Consider the following 17,584-nt stretch of genomic DNA (forward strand, 5'->3'; position numbering starts at 1 on the left):
TATGCCGGAATCTCTCCCACAGAAACCACCGAAGAGCCAAAAACAATCATTCGATGCAGCCCTTTCTGCTGGCATAAAAAGCGTGGCCGAGGGCGGTGATACCCTGGCCACGCTCGTGTTCTATAACGGTGCGCGTCCTAACGGTCGGCGAGTGGCTTGTACTCCAGTGGCTCGATTACCGGACGGTATGCCGGGCGAATAATACGGTGCGCGCAGAAGAGCTCTTCCATGCGGTGCGCCGACCAGCCTGCCATGCGGGCGACGGCGAACAGCGGCGTAAAGAGCGTCTCGGGCACGCCGAGCATCTTGTAGATAAAGCCCGTGTACAGGTCGATGTTGGCGCAGATGGGCTTGGTCATACCGTGGTCGCGCATGACCTGGGGTGCCAGGCGCTCGATGCGCTCGATGAGTGCGAACTCTTCGCCCAAGTCCTTCTTGGCGGCAAGTGCGCGCGCGTAACGGCGGCATACCTCGGCGCGCGGGTCGCTGAGCGTATAGACGGCGTGGCCCATGCCGTAGACGAGGCCCGTGCCGTCGAAGGCCTGCTTGTCGAGGATCTTGCCCAGGTAGGCCGCGACCTCGTCCTCGTCCTCCCAGTTGGAGACATGCGCGCGGATGTCCTCGTGCATAGACACGACCTTGGCATTGGCACCGCCGTGGCGCGGGCCCTTGAGCGATCCGATAGCCGCGGCGTAGGCGGAATACGGGTCGGTGGCCGAAGACGACAGCACGCGGCAAGCGAAGGTGGAGTTGTTGCCGCCGCCGTGCTCGGCGTGGAGCATGAGCATCACGTCGAGCAGCATGGCCTCGTCGCGGGTGAACGCCATGCCGCCGCGCAGGACCTGCAGAATGGTCTCGGCGGTGGAGAGACCGGGCGTGGGGTGCGGCACGTGCATCTCCGAACCGTGGCACTTTGCGATCGATGCCATGTGCGCAAAGGCGGCGATGCGGGGCAGACGTGCCAGCATGGAAATGGCAACGTCGATCTCGTGCTCGGGTGTGATTACATCGGGCTCGGCATCGAAGGCGTAGAGCAGCAGCACGGCGCGCTGGAGCACGTTCATGATGCTCGACGACACCGTGGTCATAGGGAACTCTTTGACGTACTCGTCGCTCAGATGTCTAAAGGCGCCCAGGCGCTCGCAAAAGCCGTCGAGCTCTTCCTTGTTGGGCAGCGAACCCGTGATAAGCAGATAGGCGACTTCCTCGTAGCCGTAGCGATTCTCGGCCTGGGCATTGTTGACCAGATCCTCGATGCTATAGCCGCGCAGCGTGAGCTTGCCCTGGTCAGGCACGACTTTGCCGTCGACCTTGTTGTAGCCGTGCACGTCCGAGATGCGGGTAAGGCCCGCGACCACGCCCGAGCCGTCGGCATTGCGCAGGCCGCGCTTGACGTTGTGCTCTACGAACAGGCCCTCGTCATAAGGGTCGGTCGGCAGGCCGTGGTAGAGGTTTTCGCTCTCAGGCGAAATCTGGCGGCTTGCTTCGTAATCCAGAACCAGGCGGCTCAAGTGGTCATCGAAGCGGTAATAGATTTTCTTGGCGTCGTAGGCCATGCGCGCTCCTCTCCGGGCCGCATCGGGGTGACTTGCATGGGCATGCGCGCGTCAGGCTATCCCCAGCGGCTTGCTCGCTACAGGCGGTACATAAAGTTGAAGACGTCCTCGCGCTGGATGGACACGTTGACGCCCGAAAGCTCGCCGGCCTCGGCCAGGGCCTTCTGCAGCTCAGCGAAGTCGAGCTTGGACTCGGCGGTATCGGCCAGCATGGTCATGGTGAAGATGTCCTCGATAATGGACTGCGTAATGTCGCGGATGTCGACGTTGGCCTCGCCCAGAACGCGGGTGACGCCGGCGACGATGCCGGGGCGGTTCTTGCCAAGGACGGTGATGACGATACGGGAGGACGAGATCTCGGCCATGGGAAACCCTTTCGCGTGGTTGCGGCGCGCGAGGGCGCTCCGCTACGGTACAGTGTTCATCATTGTACCTGTCTGGCGCAAAAAAGGCGCGCTCGCTGCGGCGTTACATGCCTGCAACATGAGCGTAAGGGGGAAGGCCGTACGGGGAAGAGCCGTCTGGCGCGTGTCCGGCTCGTGTTGGGTTGATTTCCGATCTCAGCCGAACACATTGAGCGGACAGGCCGTTCCCGCAGTCAGCCGAACGCCTCCGACGGCTGATTCCGAACTGGAAGCGGAGGGCATCCCCGCCCTTCGGTAGGGGATACCGCTCCGCGGCGCATGCCGCGGGCGGCGCCCCTATCGGACCACCGTGACCTCAGTTGGGATGGGCCCAGCACTGCCGCGTACTCGGTGAGCTAGAGCCAACTGTTCGTCTTCACGTCGCGTATGGCGATATTTCGGTCGTCCGGCTCGGTGATGCCGTAGCCGAACGCCTGGAGCGTCTCGATGGACTCCTGGATCCTCTGTTGGAACATGGGACCCGGATCGACCCTCGGCCCGAGGTGCCCGCGCCAAAGGCACGGCGTGGCGCGCAGCATGTTATGGATTTTGGAGATGGGCTCGATGTCGGCGTAGACGTTGAGCGTCGCCATGGCGTCCTTGTGGCCGAGGATCGATTGGAGCGCCTTGATATCGCCGCCTTGGCGGATCCACTGCGTTGCGAACGTGTGGCGAAGGCCGTGGAACGTGATCAGCTCGTCGTTGGTGCCCATGAGGCCGTTGGTCTCCGAGAACGTCTTGAACGCCCTGCGGATATAGCTTGTCGTCGCGAAGGTCGCGCCCGGCTCCGACAGGATGTAGCAGTCCCCGATCTCGACCGCCCCGGTAAGGCCGCGCAAGCGCAGCTTTCCGCAGTCGATCTCGTGGGTCTCCTTCAGGAAGGGGAGTAGGCCGACCGGGTCGATGGGGATACCCCTGGCGTCATGGGTCTTGGTGTCCTTGATGAACGAACCCATTCCCTTCGCGTACGCCACCGAGTGTCTGATCGAGATCAGGCCCGTCTCGAAATCCACATCGCACCACCGAAGGCCGCAGACCTCGCCGATTCGCATCCCCGTGTGCAGGGCGAGTACGACCGCCCTCTAATCCTCGGCGGACCAATCGAGTCCGAACTCCTTTCGGGCATCCTCTTCGCTCATGACTTCGAGAAGGTCTCCGGGTTGGCAACGAAGGGCGAGGCATAGCTGCTCGAGTGTGTTGAAGCGAATGCCGCGAATATGCCCTTTTTTAATACGGGACAGGTTCACGGGCGTGGTTCCAATCCTTTCGGCAAGTTCGTTCGAGGAAATCTTTCGCTCGGCCATGATCTTGTCGAGGCGAACAATTACGGGCATGGCGTTTCCTTACGCAATCTCGTCGGAGTCGAGGTACAGCTCTCGGGCGTACAAGAAGAGCTGGGAAAGCATGAACAGGACGATGCCGAGAACCAGAGAGGTCCAATCGAATGATGAAGCGATCTCTTGGGCGCCGACGGCCCCCTCGCCGCCAAACATCGAAACGGAGGTTTCGAGTGAGCCGGCGTAGAAGCTGGTGGCAGCTTGAACAACGAAGAGAATGCCGAGCACCTTCAAGCATGTCGCAGACCCTTTCTTGAAGGGGTCTCCGCTCTTGATCGTCCACACGAGAACGGCGCTGAGGATGGTCGTGGCGATACCGATGACGGCAGGGGCCAATGTCGAGATCGCAAGGGCTGGATACGCGGGGGAGTCTGCAATTACAGGGTTGTCGAGCACTTCGATTGCTGGCTTTAAGGAGAACGCCACTTGTGCGATGGCGGTGACGCAAAGGGCCGCAGAGGCTATCGCACATGCGATGCGGAAGGAATGAAGCCGGGGAGTGCGATTGTCGTAACTCATAATAACCTCCGAAGAATTTAAAAACCTCAGGTTACTTTTTAACAGTTTATGTTAAATTGATTTTGCCGGCAAGTAATCACAGCATGCTGCAACCGAAACCCCTCTAGATTGGAGAGGATTATGTTCAGTACTGTTAAGTCGTGTAAGCTCTTGGTTTTCCTCGGCCTCGCTCTTTGTCTGTTGCTGCCGGGAGCCCCCGCTTTTGCGGATACCCCGATGCCTCCTTCCCAGGAGAGCAGCCAGTGTGCCCTCGTTGAGCCCCTCGGGTATACGGACGACGTCGTCGATACCTACTGGAGCTACAGCTGTCCTCGCGGCGTGAGCGGGCACAGCATCTCGATGTTCAACATCTCTTACAAGACGATCTCCTACCGAAATGGCTATCGCCGATCCGCGCATCATAGGGAATCCCGCCTCGCTGCAATGTGTTCCTGTGGTGTTCTTGGCACAACTGATAAATGGCAATTTGTCTATAGCACCTACTAGATGCGAGGAGGGGCCGAGCATTTTGTTCGGCCCCTCTGTTCCGACTGGATGAGGTTAAGGTTGGCGATGAATATGCTCAAAATCTCGAAGGCAATCTTTAGGTCGCTCCTCTCCTCCAGGTCGCTCTGTGTTGCCGTTGTTGCGTTGATGGTTCTTTGTGCTCTGCCCGTCTTCAGGAGCGCGGCTGGCATCGACGGACGGGTTGAATACCTCGAGTCGGGAATAACCCGTGTTGAGCAGGAATTGTCAGCATCCTATGCGGATGCGCTTGTGAATGCGGGGGAGGAGGGCGTCTATACCTCTTCATCAAGCATGCCCGCGCTTCTGTACCCTCTTGCCGCGGGGCGTCTTGTCTTGGCGCCGCTCTCTCCTCTGCTTCCGTTTCTGCAGGTATCGGATGGAGCGTACTCCTTTTATGACGGATCGAAGGAGTACTTGCTATGGGCCGCAACGGCCGTTGCCGTCTCGTTCCTTGCCGCGCGTCTTAACAAACGTGAAAAACTCATCATCCAGGCACCGATGGGTGAGCTGGGCAGGCTTGTTGCATCGAGCGTATGGGCGAGTGTTTTTGCGATGCTTGCCGTCTTCGCCGTCAATCTTCCAGGGATAATCGCCGCACTTGTGAAGAATGGCCCGGGCTCGCTGTTCTATCCGATAGGCTACGTTCAATATGCGACTCCGGTTATCAAACCGGCTTGGCTGGTGTTCGCACAGACGGCCATCTTGCAATTCTTGGTGGCGGCGTTCATCTCGCTCGTCGTTCACCTTGCCGTGAAGATTGCCAATAACCCTACGCTTGGAATCGTGTTCGTATGTGCCCTGATGGGGGCGACGATGGTTCCCGGGTATTACGGAAGATCCATCGCTTTACGTGAGTTCGCCCTGTTGAATCCCCTTACGTATGCGAACACTGAGTTGACCGTCGGCGCCTATAGCCCGTACCCGACAACGCAGATAGTGAATCTGCCTGGACTTTGCTTCGAGCGTGGCGCGATTACCCTCGTATGCGCAATCGGGATCGAGGTGCTGGCAATTAGCCTGCTTTGCGTTGCTGGAAAGAGCGGCTGCGCGCGCCCGATGTCCCCGATTTGTCTTGAGAGAGGTTCCTTCACCGCATCGAGAACGACAGCCCGTTCGAGCGCTTGTACCTCCGCCGTTGCATACGTAAGAACGATGGGGAAGCTGCTCCTGCATTCTCCTGCCCTCGCCGTATGCGCGATTGCAATGTCGACGGCGATGCTGGCCCCGGCTCTGGTCGAGGTGTTTCCTGACGCTGGTGACGTTTCCGCTGTTCGGTATAGGGATGGGGAGCTCCGTTCAATAGATCGGTATCTAGAGCAGGACGTTGCGAATATGGACGTCGAGGGCAAAGCGGCCCTGGAAGGCATGCGAGATGCTCTTTCGGGTTTCGTGTACGCGCCCACGCCTGCGGAGGGGTTTCGAAGCCTTGCGACGTACGAGCGCGCTCGAGGCGAGCTGGGCGCGGCAGATGCGACCCTCCTGCAATCGATCGGAATCGAGCCGGAGACTCCTTCTCGTGCGGAGGCGCGCGCCCTTCTGCTCGAGTCGATCGCGAGCTTGCCGGACCCCAAGGTTTACGAGTTAAGTACGAAGATGCCCCCATTAATCCTCCTTTCCTATCTCCAGGCAGCGCTTCCTTCCTTGTTTTGGCTGTTGCCCGTGGTTGTCACATCGCTTGCGTGCACCTACCTGCGGTGCCGTTCCCTTCTGGTTTTCCAAGTCCCCGCAACAGCGCATGTGCGTTTTCTGACGGCTGTTGCGCTGTCTCTCCTGCTTGGCTTGGCGCTGCTTTTGGTGTCGATGGTTCCCGCTGCGGTTGTGTCCTTGATTAAGAACGGTGCGGGTGGATCGGAGTATCCCGTCGCTCTCATTCGGGCGGGAGCTTCGACAACGTCCATGGTGGGGGAGGCGGTGTTGTGCAGCATTCCGTTGCTGGTCATGGCATACGGCGTGATTTCCGTCGTCGCTGCGTTGACAGCAGCGATTAGCCGCAACCCCGTTGTCACCGGAGTGGTTTGCGCGGTTCTCTTGGTGTTGGGTTCGTTGAGCGCTCATGTTGAAAGCGCGGGCATGGGCGTCGCGCTGCTGGCTCCATTCGCCTCGTTTGATCCCGCTTCCCAGGTGGGGACGATTGGGTTCCTTGGGCGAGGGACGAACGCGATGCCTTTTGGAGAGGTCGTCGGCGCATCGGTCGCTCTGCTGGTGGTCTTGGGCGCCGTATCTCCGTTGATGGTGCGCCTGAGTGTTCCAAAGATCGAAAGGGGATGATCTCGATGATTGGCCTTCAAACGCTGACGATCTCTTATGGAAAGAAGGTACTCGTAGATTCGGTGGACGCTGAGTTTGCCCCGGGTACGGTCTACGGTCTCGTCGCTCCGAACGGGCATGGAAAGACGACGTTGCTGCGGGCGATGGCAGGTTTGCCGGGTCCTCGCGTGGACGGGAGCATCGTTCTGGATGAGGCGCAGGGCACGGGTACAAGAGAGGTCCGTTCTATGATCTTCTACGCACCTGGTGAGGGGACGCTGCTGTATCCCGGATTGCGTGCGGAAGATCACCTCAAGATGGTTTGCGATATGTGGCCACATGCTCGCGATATCGAAGTGATAGTGGAACAAACGCAGATAGGCGAGTTCGCGAAGATGAGGATCCGTACTCTGAGCCAGGGCATGAAGCAGCAGCTTACCCTGGCGATTGCGTATGCGACGGGTGCGCGGTACCTTCTATTAGATGAGCCCATGAACGCGCTCGACCCCAGCAGGGTGGACTTGCATTCAGAGATCCTCAGGAAGCTGGCCGATTCTGGTACGTGCATCATCATGTCATCCCACATCTTGGATTCGGTCGATAGGCAGTGCGATGAGATTCTGTTTTTGAAGGATGGGAGGCTCATTAGAAGCATCCCGCAAGATGATACTGCGCCGAAGTCTCGTGGATCCCATTTCGCAAAGCCTGCCGGACGCGCCGAGGGTGCGCTAAGCACGTATCGGCGACTCTACGAAAAGGGCGGGTAGAAATGCAAGTTAAAAATCTATGTGGTCAATATGATACCGTTGAACCCGCGTATCAATACCGCTCAGCCATTTGCCTCGCCCCCGTCGCACGTATCTTCATTCGGTCTGTCATTAATTAAACTAACGATGCTTTGAGAAATGTAGGTGCTTCTAAATGTACTGTCGACTTCTTCTCAAACTAATCCTAAGAGACAGGGCCGTATGGATCTCTACGCTCGTTCTTGCCGCAGCCTTCTCCGTCCCCATCGCGTTCAATTCACCCATCTTCGGCCCCTTCTTTATGAAGCAGGGCATGCAGAGCTTTGTCGACGCATTCAATACGCGCGCAACCCAAGCCAACGGCAATATGAACGAGCGAGGAATCATCACGTTATCAGGGGCAATTTTGAGAAAGGAGATGTTTTCTATCCAAGACGTCCGTTAGGAGGACACAATGAAGAAAATCGTCGAAACCGGGATCACCAGGCGAGCCGCTATCGCCGCAGCGGCGGTTGGAGGAATCTCCCTACTGATGCCAAAAGGGGTGTTAGCGGCGGAATTTCAAACACTTGATCAGAATCGAATCGACTACTTCGTTCGCCCCGACCTCACTGAAAACCAGTTTGACGCGATGCTCCGCGAACGCGCGGAGGAAGAAGCTGCGCAAATCATCGAGCAAGCCCTCGCCGGGTACGATGGCGACGCACGAGCCGGGGGACGTCCGACCTACGACACGGTATACGGCAGCGTGGTAAACAAGAGCACTGGATGGCATGACGTCGCCGGACAGCCGGCGGGCGGCGTGCAGATATCGGGAGGTGGCTCTATCTTCGTATCACCTTCCGGCGGCGGATCGGTCGGTGTGTCGGTATCCCTTCCCGGAGGAGTTGGCAGCGTGAGCGTTTCCATCCCGAAGGCAAATCGCTCCCTCAGCGTGACGGGGTACGCGGTCAACATTTCCGGATCGGGCTTCTACAAGGCGACGGCGAACGTGACCCACAAGATTCAACCCTACGTCGTCTATGAGACGACGAACGGGGTACGCAGGGTCTACGCAAAGATGGCCACCAACACGTTCTACAGCATGGCTCTCGGCAAGCGCAAAGTAGGCTGACATGAAGACCGGCTCCGCCAAAATACCCATTGCGCTGGCGTTATTGGTCGCGATAGCCGCAATCGCAGTCTCTGCCGTATCCATAAAAGATGCGAACACCTTGAAACATGGCATTTCCGAAGGGTTCCGCCTAGACGGAGTGTACCGAGACCACGAGACCGGCTTAACCCAGCTCTCCTTCCTTGGGGAAGACGAAAACAGGTGGCAAATCGTCGACAGCAATGGAAATGTGACCGACGGTTCATTTGAGACAACCGGCGATCCGAACATCTTCATGTTGGCCGACCAATCAGGAGATGATTACGGATTTGTCCACCTGGCTTACGCCTCCGCAGACGGAAACCAAGGAAGCCTTTATTTGAACACCGGAACGTCGGTGCTCGAATTTGACAAGGTAACCAGCGGCCCGGCTTTCGTCGTGCCGTAAATGCAAATCGAGTGTCATGAGAGAAGAGGGGACTGGCCTTGCCAGCCCCCTCTTCCTTTTACTGCCCAAGCGGGAATGCTCACCACTGCAGTTCGCGAACGTCAGACGCTTCCTCCGCCCGCGGCACTCGGCCAGGTACATGCTGATGATGACTTGATACGGCACCACTGTACGGGCGGACTCCGCCTTGAAGTAGTCGATGTTCTAGCCGTCGATGTTCATAGTGACGCGGCGGCGCACCTTCCCGATGTAGGGGTTCGGAACGCTGTCGGAGAAGTCGACCTCGGCGGGCATCTCCATAATCTCGTCCTTGCCATTCGTTTCGATAGCTCCAATACTGCCGTCCCTCTGTCCTCGTCGATTTTCTCGCCGAGATTATCCTGATGGTCGAGCCGCCATGCCTCTCGCAATGGCAAACCGTCAGCACCCACGATTCCAGAACGTTGAAATTTGCAACGTTCTACCAGTGCGTGGGTCGTTTTGAAGGTAATTCATGGGACCATTTGTCGGTAATCCGTGGGTCATTTTTCCTCGCGTTGTGCCGAAAAGACCGTGAACCTTTTGTGGGACACGCGGCGCCGTGGTACCATAGCCGAGTTTGTTGTCTTGGTCGGAAACCAAGACGCCTTATGCGCTGATCGGTAACCAGCGCCTGACCAATAAGGAGTCCTACCATGAAGCAGGGTATCCATCCCCAGTATGTCGAGTGCACGGTGACGTGCTCCTGCGGCAACACCTTCAAGACGCACGCTACCGTGTCCGAGATGAAGGTCGAGCTTTGCAACGAGTGCCACCCGTTCTACACCGGCCAGCAGAAGTTCGTCGACACCGGTGGACGCGTCCAGCGCTTCGCCGACAAGTTCGGTGGCGCCGCTGCCGCTCAGCTCAAGAAGGCCGAGGAGGCCAAGGCTGCCAAGGCCGCCAAGGCTGCTGAGGCCGAGGCCGCTCGCAAGGCCGCCGCTGAGGCTAAGGCTGCCGAGAAGGCTAAGCGTGCCGCTAAGTTTGCCGAGGAGGCTGCCAAGCAGGCCGCCGAGGCTCCCGCAGAGGCTCCCGTCGAGGAGGCCGCTGCCGAGGCCGAGACCACCGAGGCTGCTGAGTAAGTAGCTCGCCGCGGAAACACTCGCATTCATGGCATAAGGGCCGCGCATCCGTTTGGGTGCGCGGCCCTTTTCTTTTTATTGGTGCAAGCTAGCCCGTCCCCATTGCGCCAGGTTGGTGCGAAGGGGACGGGCTAGCTTGCACCAAATGGCAGAGAGAGGCAGCGGTTTCCCAGATAAAAGCCGCCAAAATAAACCAGTCCCTTTTTGGCAGGCTGTCGTAGTTATTACGTGGTCGAGCGTGTCGACCGCATAGGCGGCGCCTTGTTTGGCTAAAGTACAAATATCTGTGTTTAACTCGTCCAAGGTTTTATGCCACGGGCGATGGCCAAAAAGGAAAACCACATGGGATTCATGTCAAAGCTGCTGTCCTTTGGATCCGATAAGGACCTCAAGCGCTACTACAAGATCGTCGACAAGATCAACGGTCTTGAGCCACAGTTTGAGAAGATGACCGAGGAGGAGCTCCGCGCCCAGACCGATAAGTTCCGTGAGCGCTACGCCAACGGCGAGTCGCTCGACGACATGCTCCCCGAGGCCTTTGCCACCGTGCGTGAGGCTTCCAAGCGCACCATGGGTATGCGCCACTTTGACGTGCAGCTTATTGGCGCCATGGCACTGCACGAGGGCCACATCGCCGAGATGAAGACCGGCGAAGGTAAGACCCTCGTCTCCACGTTGGCTGGCTATCTCAACGCTATTGCCGGCAAGGGCGTGCACGTCGTTACTGTCAATGATTACCTTGCCAAGCGCGACTCCGAGTGGATGGGCCGCATCTATAAGTACCTGGGCATGACCGTCGGTCTGCTCCAGAACAACATGCCGCTCGAGCTCAAGCGCCCGGCCTATCAGGCCGACATCACCTACGGCACCAACTCCGAGTTCGGCTTTGATTACCTGCGTGACAACATGGTTACCCGTCCCGAGCAGCGCGTGCAACGCGGCCACAACTACGCCATCGTCGACGAGGTTGACTCCATCCTGATCGATGAGGCCCGCACCCCGCTGATCATCTCGGGCGCTGGTACCAAGTCCGCCAGTACCTACAAGGACTTCGCGCGTGCCGTGCGTGGCCTTGAGCGCGGCGAGGACGTGTCGCACGACATGCTCACCGCCACCGAGGACGTCGAGCCCACGGGCGACTATGTCATGGACGAGGCCAAGCACACCATTGCCGCCACCGAGCGTGGCCTTAAGAAAATCGAGCGCCGCCTAGGCATCGAGGACATCTACGCCGATCTCTCGGGCCAGCTGGTCAACCACCTGCAGCAGGCGCTGAAGGCCCAGTACATGTTCCACCGCGATAAGCAGTACGTGGTCACCAACGGCGAGGTCAAGATCGTCGACGAGTTCACCGGCCGCATTATGGAAGGCCGCCGTTACTCCGAGGGCCTGCACCAGGCCATCGAGGCCAAAGAGGGCGTGCTCGTGCGCGAGGAGAACCAGACGCTGGCGACCATCACCCTGCAGAACTACTTCCGCCTGTATGACAAGCTCTCCGGTATGACCGGTACGGCACTCACCGAGGACGCCGAGTTCCGCGAGATCTACAAGCTGCCCGTTGAGGTCATTCCTTCCAACAGACCCGTGCAGCGCGTGGACCACGAGGACCTGGTCTACCGCACCATTCAGGCTAAGTACAACGCCGTTGCCGACGACGTTGAGCAGCGCCACGCTAAGGGCCAGCCGGTCCTGGTGGGTACCGTCTCCATCGAGAGCTCCGAGAAGCTGTCAGCCGCCCTTACCAAGCGCGGCATCGCGCACGAGGTCCTCAACGCTAAGCACCACGAGCGCGAGGCCCATATCGTTGCGCAGGCCGGACGCTACGGCGCCGTGACCATCGCTACTAACATGGCCGGTCGTGGTACCGACATCCTGCTGGGCGGCAACCCCGACGAGTTGGTGCGCGAGCGCCTTGAGTACGAGGGCCTGACCATGGAGGACGTAACGCCCGAGCAGCTCGAGCAGTTTAACGCCGAGGCCAAGGAGACCTGCAAGGCCGAGCGTGAGCGCGTGCTTGCCGCCGGTGGCCTGACCGTTATCGGCACCGAGCGCCACGAGTCCCGTCGTATCGACAACCAGCTGCGCGGCCGCTCCGGCCGTCAGGGCGATCCGGGCGAGACCCAGTTCTACCTGTCGCTCGAGGACGACCTCATGCGCCTGTTCGGTGGCGACAAGATGGACCGCGTCTCCAAGATGATGGTCACGGCCGACATGGGCGACGACATGCCCATCCAGCACAAGATCATCTCCAAGGCCGTCGAGAGCGCCCAGCACAAGGTCGAGAGCATCAACTTCTCCATGCGCAAGAGCGTCCTCGAGTACGACGACGTTATGAACAAGCAGCGCCAGGTCATCTACGCCGAGCGCAACAAGATTCTGGACGGCAAGGATCTGACCGACCACATCACCGAGGTCATGCACGACACCGTGTACCGCTGCGTGCAGGAGTTCTGCACCAAGGACAGCCACGATGGCGAGCGCGATCTCGAGGGCCTGCGCAAGTGGGTCGTGGAGCTCACCGGGCATATCGATACGCCCAAGTTCCCCGACGAGGACTTTGAGGCCCTGGCTGCCGATGTCCTGGCCTACGTCGAGAAGTGCTACAACATGAAGGCCGAGCGCCTGGGTGAGGACCTCATGCGCGAGCTCAACACCCAGGTCATGCTGCGCGTCATCGATACCCGCTGGATGAACTACCTGCAGGAGATGGACTACCTCAAGACCGGTATCGGACTGCGCGGCTTTGGTCAGCGCGACCCGCTGGTCGAGTACAAGACCGAGGCTTATGGTGCCTTCCAGATGCTCGTCGACACCATGTACGAGGATTACCTGCGCACCGTCCTGCGCATCGAGATCAAGGCCGCCCCGCACGCCGTGGAGCACAAGGAGGACCCTGCGCTCGAGGGTGCACACTTCTCCGGCCCCGCCGATGTCGATGGCGACAACGGCAACTCGGTGCTGCGCAAGCAGGCACAGGTGCAAGCCCGTACGGTCGTCCAGGGAGGCCCGGCTGCCGTCAACAACGGTGGCAAGGTGACCACCTACCGCAAGTCCGAGAGCGATGACCCTTATGTCAACGTGGGCCGCAACGACCTGTGCCCCTGCGGCAGCGGCAAGAAGTTCAAGTACTGCCACGGCAGGAATCGTTAATGGCCGAGGCTTTAGAGGTAACGCCCGCCGAGCTGGACGCGTTTGCGGACCGGCTCGGCGAGGTCGAGTCGTATCTTCATTTGGACGAGAAGCGCACGCGCGTGACCGAGCTCGAGACCAAAAGCGTGGCCCCCGGCTTTTGGGATGACGCCGACGCCGCTCGCGCCACCATGGAGGAGATCGCTCGCGCCAAGGAAGATATCGCTGCCGTGGATACCGCGCGCGGCGAGCTATCTGACGCCCGCGCGGCGCTGGAGCTTGCCGAGGAGATGGGCGACGACCCCGATGCCGCCGCATTGCGCGAGGAGGCTGCCGCTACGGCAGAACGCCTGGCCCGCGCTATCGACGAGCTCGAGCTTTCGAGCTGGTTTACCGGTGAGTTCGATCACGGCGACGCGATTGTGACCATCAAACCCGGACAGGGCGGCCTGGAGGCGCAGGACTGGACCTTCATGCTCTTCAAGATGTACATGAAGTACTGCCAGCGTCGCGGCTGGAAGGTCACCATTAACGACTGCCCCGCAGCCGAGGTCATCGGCATCGACCGTGCGACCTTTACTGTCGAGGGCAAGGACGCGTTTGGCATGCTGCGCGCCGAGGCCGGCGTCCACCGTCTGGTGCGCATTAGCCCCACCGACGACAAGAAGCGCCGCCAGACCACGTTTGCCGGCGTCGAGGTCATCCCCGTGCTGCCTGACGATATCGACATCGAGATCAGTCCCGACGATATCCGCGTGGACGTGTATCACGCGAGCGGCCCGGGCGGACAGGGCGTCAACACCACCGACTCCGCCGTACGCGTGACGCATTTTCCCAGCGGCATCGTTGTCACTTGCCAAAACGAGCGCAGCCAGATTCAAAACAAGGCCGCGTGCATGCAGATTCTCAAGGCCCGTCTGTACGAGATCGAGCTCGAGAAGCGCGCCGAGGCGCTCGACGAGATTCGTGGACCCAAGACCACGATCGGTTTTGGTAACCAGATTCGCAGCTACGTGCTCTACCCGTATCAGATGGTCAAGGACCTGCGCTCGGGTGTGGAGACCAGCAACGTCGAGGCCGTTCTCGACGATGGCGATCTGGATCCGTTTGTGATCGGCTACCATCGCTGGGCAACCGGCAACGCCGATGCGGAGGCCCCGTCTGTCTAAACCCATAGGGTTGGCTTTGGGCAGATGTGGCCAATACGGACCCTGAGCGGGGGTGGTATTTGGTCGGCGAATCGGTAAAATCGAATACAAGAAGAAGCTCAAAGCGCATCCGTTTGGGTGCGCTTTTTTGAGGGAGGCAGCATGGCATATCGTCTGGACATCAAGCGCATTCTTTCGATGAACTTCTTTCGCGATCTGCCCCAGATTATGTTGGGGTGCGCTCTGGCCGCTATTGCGACCGACCTGTTTTTGATTCCCAACGGCCTTGCTGCCGGTGGCGTTACGGGCCTTGCCACCATTATCCAGGCGGTCGGCGCCTCGCATGGCATATCGCTTCCCGTCGGTATCCAGACCATCGTGATGAATGCCTTGCTGCTGCTGGTCGTTATGCGCGAGGGCGGCATGTTCTATGTGGTGCAGACCGCGACGGGCTTTGTGCTGCTGGGCTTTTTCACCGACCTGTTCGCTCCGTTTGTGGCGCCGTTGGCACATGCCGATCTGATGCTGCCCGCTATGTGGGGCGGCATTATCACGGGCATCGGCTACGGCATGGTGCTGCGCGCCGGTGCCAACACCGGCGGCTCCGACACGATCGGCCAGATCATCTCGCGCAATACGTCGCTACCGGTGGGCTCCACCGTCATGGCGATCGATGTTGCCGTGTGCGCGCTGTCGGCCCCGGTCTTTTCGGTCGAAAACGCGCTGTATGCAGGTCTTTCGATGGTGATCAGCGGCTACGTGATCGATGCTGTGGTCGATGGCGGCAACAAGCGTCGTATGGTGCTCATCATCTCGGACAACTTCCCCGATATCGCGGCCGACATCATGTATGGCCTGGGCCGCGGCTGCACCAAGTTAAAGGCGACCGGTATGTATTCGGGCGCCGAGAAGCCGGTGATTATGGTCATCGTGAGCCGTCGAGAGCTCAACACCCTGAAGACGATCGTGCGCGAGCGCGATCCTCACGCCATTGTGACGGTTGCCGATGTTACGGAAACCTTTGGCGAGGGATTCAAGGACATTAACGCGTAGGGCAGGCTGCGCCCCATCCAAAAGACGTTCACATTGATAAACCGTTTCATCAGTGGGTCTGCCTGCTAAATTGCTCAAATAATGATAAAAAGTCTGGTAAAGCCATCAGTTTCCAGCATAATGAATGACGTACGTGCATTGCGGCTGTGTTGGGATTACCTTCTGTGCCGTGCGCATTTTGTCTAATGAGGATGAAAGGAAGGCACAATGAGCGACGAAGAGCTCAAAAAGGTTGCCAACGAGGTTAGGAAGGGCATCGTCACCGGCGTGCACGCTGCCAAGTCCGGCCATCCGGGCGGTTCGCTCGGCGCTGCCGACATCATGACCTATCTGTACTTTGAGGAAATGAACGTCGACCCGGCTGATCCCCACAAGGCCGACCGCGATCGCTTTGTGCTCTCCAAGGGCCACTGTGCTCCGGGTCTGTACGCCGTGCTCGCCGAGCGTGGGTTCTTCCCCAAGGAGGATCTCGAGACGCTGCGCCATATCGGTAGCCACCTGCAGGGCCACCCCAACATGAACGACACCCCGGGCGTCGATATGTCCACCGGCTCGCTGGGCCAGGGCATCTCCGCCGCCGTGGGCATGGCGGTTGCCGCCAAGCACTGGGGCGATGACTATCGCACCTACGCCCTGCTGGGTGATGGCGAGAGCGAGGAAGGCCAGGTCTGGGAGGCCGCCATGTTTGCCGGCAACCAGCAGCTCGATAACCTTTGCGTGATCGTTGACCACAACGGCCTGCAAATCGATGGTCCCGTCGAGGAGGTCAACGACCCCATGCCGCTGGCAGACAAGTTCCGCGCCTTTAAGTTCCACGTGGTGGAGCTTGCCGACGGCAACGATTTCGATCAGATCCGCGCCGCCTTTGCCGAGGCCCGCGCCACCAAGGGCCAGCCGACCGCCATTATCGCCGAGACCATGAAGGGCAAGGGCGTTTCCTTTATGGAGAACCAGGTGGGTTGGCACGGCAAGGCCCCCAACGATGAACAGTTTGAGCAGGCCATGGCAGAGCTCACGGCCGCCGGAGAGGAGCTCTAGGATGGCAGACGTCAAGAAAATCGCCACGCGCGTAAGCTACGGCGAGGCCCTCGTCGAGCTCGCCAACGAGCACGACGACTTTGTGGTCCTCGACGCCGACCTGGCCGCCGCCACGCAGACCGGCAAGTTTAAGGCCGCCTGCCCCGATCGTTTCTTCGATGTGGGTATCGCCGAGAGCAACCTGATGGGTGTTGCCGCCGGTATCGCGACCACCGGCCGCGTTGCCTTTGCGAGCACCTTTGCCATGTTCGCCGCCGGCCGCGCCTTTGAGCAGGTCCGCAACTCCATCGGCTATCCGCATCTCAACGTTAAGATTGGCGCCACGCATGCCGGTATCTCGGTGGGCGAGGACGGCGCCACGCACCAGTGCTGCGAGGATATCGCCCTCATGCGCGTTATCCCTGGCATGACCGTTATCGTTCCCGCCGACGACGTCGAGGCCCGCGCCGTGACGCGCGCCGCCTACGAGTGCGACGGCCCTGTGTACATGCGCTTTGCCCGTCTGGCCTCGCCGGTTATCAACGACCCCGAGAACTATAAGTTCGAGTTGGGCAAGGGCATCGTTATGCGCGAGGGCGCCGACGTTACCATCATTGCCTGTGGTCTGATGGTCGGCGAGGCCCTCGAGGCCGCCGAGCAGCTTGCTGCCGAGGGTATCGACGCCGAGGTCATCAACATGCACACCATCAAGCCCATCGACGCCGACCTGATCGTCAAGAGCGCCACCAAGACCGGCCACGTCGTGACCGTCGAGGAGCACTCCGTGATCGGTGGTCTGGGCAGCGCCGTTGCCGATGTCCTGTGCGAGCAGTGCCCGACGCCGCTCAAGAAGATCGGCGTTAACGACACGTTCGGCGAGTCCGGCCCGGGTGCGGAGCTCCTGCACAAGTACGGCCTGGACGCCGCCAACATCGTGGCGACCACCAAGGAGTTCTTGGCATAAGGCAAGACGAGGCAAAGCATCGCTTCAGCAACCGTATGCAATCCAAAACGGGGGCGTTCTCAAAGAGGACGCCCCTGTTTTTTGTCGGCAACAAACAAATTAGGCCCGCACCAAGCAAGGGCTTTCTCCGGGAAACGGGACCAGACCAGCAAAGTGCAATTCAGACCCTTCCAACTTTGTATATGCAGCACCGTAAGATAAACGCGGCGGCCCCTTAGTAGCCGCAGGCCGCGCGTAGGGTTACCTCCCAAATCTTTCCGCAGGACGGAGGAGCCCCGCCGCACGTAGTGCGCAGCGGGGGCTCCGACATGTCCGA

16 protein-coding genes are annotated in these 17,584 nt (G+C 59.7%); 11 read left to right on the plus strand and 5 right to left on the minus strand.

The window, feature by feature from the left end:
- Positions 1 to 137: 137 nt before the first annotated feature.
- From DW732_RS03780 to DW732_RS03800, 5 genes are all read right to left on the minus strand, one after another.
- Entirely contained in the window at positions 138 to 1,556 is a 1,419-nt protein-coding gene (locus tag DW732_RS03780; RefSeq protein WP_118098840.1) for a citrate synthase, read from the minus strand.
- A 77-nt stretch (positions 1,557 to 1,633) separates the two neighbouring features.
- On the minus strand, positions 1,634 to 1,921 hold the full coding sequence (locus DW732_RS03785) for an ACT domain-containing protein (protein WP_006235289.1): 288 nt from the start codon (positions 1,919 to 1,921) through the stop codon (positions 1,634 to 1,636).
- A 395-nt stretch (positions 1,922 to 2,316) separates the two neighbouring features.
- Positions 2,317 to 3,024 carry a site-specific integrase gene (locus DW732_RS03790; RefSeq protein ID WP_255360342.1) on the minus strand — a complete coding sequence of 236 codons (708 nt, stop codon included), beginning with the start codon at positions 3,022 to 3,024 and terminating at the stop codon, positions 2,317 to 2,319.
- Positions 3,025 to 3,042: 18 nt separating this feature from the next.
- On the minus strand, positions 3,043 to 3,294 hold the full coding sequence (locus tag DW732_RS03795) for a helix-turn-helix transcriptional regulator (RefSeq protein ID WP_006235292.1): 252 nt from the start codon (positions 3,292 to 3,294) through the stop codon (positions 3,043 to 3,045).
- 9 nt (positions 3,295 to 3,303) lie between these two features.
- Entirely contained in the window at positions 3,304 to 3,816 is a 513-nt protein-coding gene (locus DW732_RS03800) for a hypothetical protein (protein ID WP_118098841.1), read from the minus strand.
- A gap of 552 nt (positions 3,817 to 4,368) precedes the next feature.
- On the opposite strand from DW732_RS03800, the gene DW732_RS03810 reads away from it, so the two are divergent.
- From DW732_RS03810 to DW732_RS03865, 11 genes are all read left to right on the plus strand, one after another.
- Positions 4,369 to 6,591, plus strand: a complete 2,223-nt coding sequence (locus DW732_RS03810) for a hypothetical protein (RefSeq protein ID WP_117743532.1) — start codon at positions 4,369 to 4,371, stop codon at positions 6,589 to 6,591.
- 5 nt (positions 6,592 to 6,596) lie between these two features.
- Complete coding sequence (locus DW732_RS03815) at positions 6,597 to 7,337, plus strand: ATP-binding cassette domain-containing protein (RefSeq protein WP_158553158.1); 741 nt, start codon at positions 6,597 to 6,599, stop codon at positions 7,335 to 7,337.
- Positions 7,338 to 7,617: 280 nt separating this feature from the next.
- Entirely contained in the window at positions 7,618 to 7,761 is a 144-nt protein-coding gene (locus tag DW732_RS09860) for a hypothetical protein (protein ID WP_158567341.1), read from the plus strand.
- A 9-nt stretch (positions 7,762 to 7,770) separates the two neighbouring features.
- On the plus strand, positions 7,771 to 8,430 hold the full coding sequence (locus DW732_RS03825) for a hypothetical protein (protein ID WP_117734374.1): 660 nt from the start codon (positions 7,771 to 7,773) through the stop codon (positions 8,428 to 8,430).
- A gap of 1 nt (position 8,431) precedes the next feature.
- Complete coding sequence (locus DW732_RS03830) at positions 8,432 to 8,857, plus strand: hypothetical protein (protein ID WP_117734375.1); 426 nt, start codon at positions 8,432 to 8,434, stop codon at positions 8,855 to 8,857.
- Positions 8,858 to 9,531: 674 nt separating this feature from the next.
- Entirely contained in the window at positions 9,532 to 9,957 is a 426-nt protein-coding gene (gene rpmE, locus DW732_RS03840; protein ID WP_006235303.1) for a 50S ribosomal protein L31, read from the plus strand.
- Positions 9,958 to 10,299: 342 nt separating this feature from the next.
- On the plus strand, positions 10,300 to 13,107 hold the full coding sequence (gene secA, locus DW732_RS03845; protein WP_117794157.1) for a preprotein translocase subunit SecA: 2,808 nt from the start codon (positions 10,300 to 10,302) through the stop codon (positions 13,105 to 13,107).
- A complete protein-coding gene (gene prfB, locus DW732_RS03850) occupies positions 13,107 to 14,255 on the plus strand; it encodes a peptide chain release factor 2 (RefSeq protein WP_117743528.1) in 1,149 nt (382 codons plus the stop codon). The genes secA and prfB overlap by 1 nt, the downstream gene beginning before the upstream one ends.
- Before the next feature lie 141 nt (positions 14,256 to 14,396).
- Positions 14,397 to 15,287, plus strand: coding sequence for a YitT family protein (locus tag DW732_RS03855; RefSeq protein ID WP_117743527.1), 891 nt, complete (start codon positions 14,397 to 14,399; stop codon positions 15,285 to 15,287).
- 207 nt (positions 15,288 to 15,494) lie between these two features.
- Positions 15,495 to 16,325 carry a transketolase gene (locus DW732_RS03860; RefSeq protein WP_117734379.1) on the plus strand — a complete coding sequence of 277 codons (831 nt, stop codon included), beginning with the start codon at positions 15,495 to 15,497 and terminating at the stop codon, positions 16,323 to 16,325.
- Between the two features lies 1 nt (position 16,326).
- The gene (locus DW732_RS03865; protein WP_117763190.1) at positions 16,327 to 17,268 is read left to right on the plus strand and encodes a transketolase family protein; all 942 of its coding nucleotides are present in this window, start codon (positions 16,327 to 16,329) and stop codon (positions 17,266 to 17,268) included.
- Positions 17,269 to 17,584: the final 316 nt, after the last annotated feature.

The organism is Collinsella sp. AM28-11LB (assembly GCF_003469895.1).
Lineage (GTDB): Bacteria > Actinomycetota > Coriobacteriia > Coriobacteriales > Coriobacteriaceae > Collinsella.

Coding starts and splice junctions, on each gene's coding strand:
- DW732_RS03780 (WP_118098840.1), bottom strand. CDS start 1,556: ATGGCCTACGACGCCAAGAAAATCTATTACCGCTTCGATGACCACTTG.
- DW732_RS03785 (WP_006235289.1), bottom strand. CDS start 1,921: ATGGCCGAGATCTCGTCCTCCCGTATCGTCATCACCGTCCTTGGCAAG.
- DW732_RS03795 (WP_006235292.1), bottom strand. CDS start 3,294: ATGCCCGTAATTGTTCGCCTCGACAAGATCATGGCCGAGCGAAAGATT.
- DW732_RS03800 (WP_118098841.1), bottom strand. CDS start 3,816: ATGAGTTACGACAATCGCACTCCCCGGCTTCATTCCTTCCGCATCGCA.
- DW732_RS03810 (WP_117743532.1), top strand. CDS start 4,369: ATGAATATGCTCAAAATCTCGAAGGCAATCTTTAGGTCGCTCCTCTCC.
- DW732_RS03815 (WP_158553158.1), top strand. CDS start 6,597: ATGATTGGCCTTCAAACGCTGACGATCTCTTATGGAAAGAAGGTACTC.
- DW732_RS09860 (WP_158567341.1), top strand. CDS start 7,618: ATGAAGCAGGGCATGCAGAGCTTTGTCGACGCATTCAATACGCGCGCA.
- DW732_RS03825 (WP_117734374.1), top strand. CDS start 7,771: ATGAAGAAAATCGTCGAAACCGGGATCACCAGGCGAGCCGCTATCGCC.
- DW732_RS03830 (WP_117734375.1), top strand. CDS start 8,432: ATGAAGACCGGCTCCGCCAAAATACCCATTGCGCTGGCGTTATTGGTC.
- rpmE (WP_006235303.1), top strand. CDS start 9,532: ATGAAGCAGGGTATCCATCCCCAGTATGTCGAGTGCACGGTGACGTGC.
- secA (WP_117794157.1), top strand. CDS start 10,300: ATGGGATTCATGTCAAAGCTGCTGTCCTTTGGATCCGATAAGGACCTC.
- prfB (WP_117743528.1), top strand. CDS start 13,107: ATGGCCGAGGCTTTAGAGGTAACGCCCGCCGAGCTGGACGCGTTTGCG.
- DW732_RS03855 (WP_117743527.1), top strand. CDS start 14,397: ATGGCATATCGTCTGGACATCAAGCGCATTCTTTCGATGAACTTCTTT.
- DW732_RS03860 (WP_117734379.1), top strand. CDS start 15,495: ATGAGCGACGAAGAGCTCAAAAAGGTTGCCAACGAGGTTAGGAAGGGC.
- DW732_RS03865 (WP_117763190.1), top strand. CDS start 16,327: ATGGCAGACGTCAAGAAAATCGCCACGCGCGTAAGCTACGGCGAGGCC.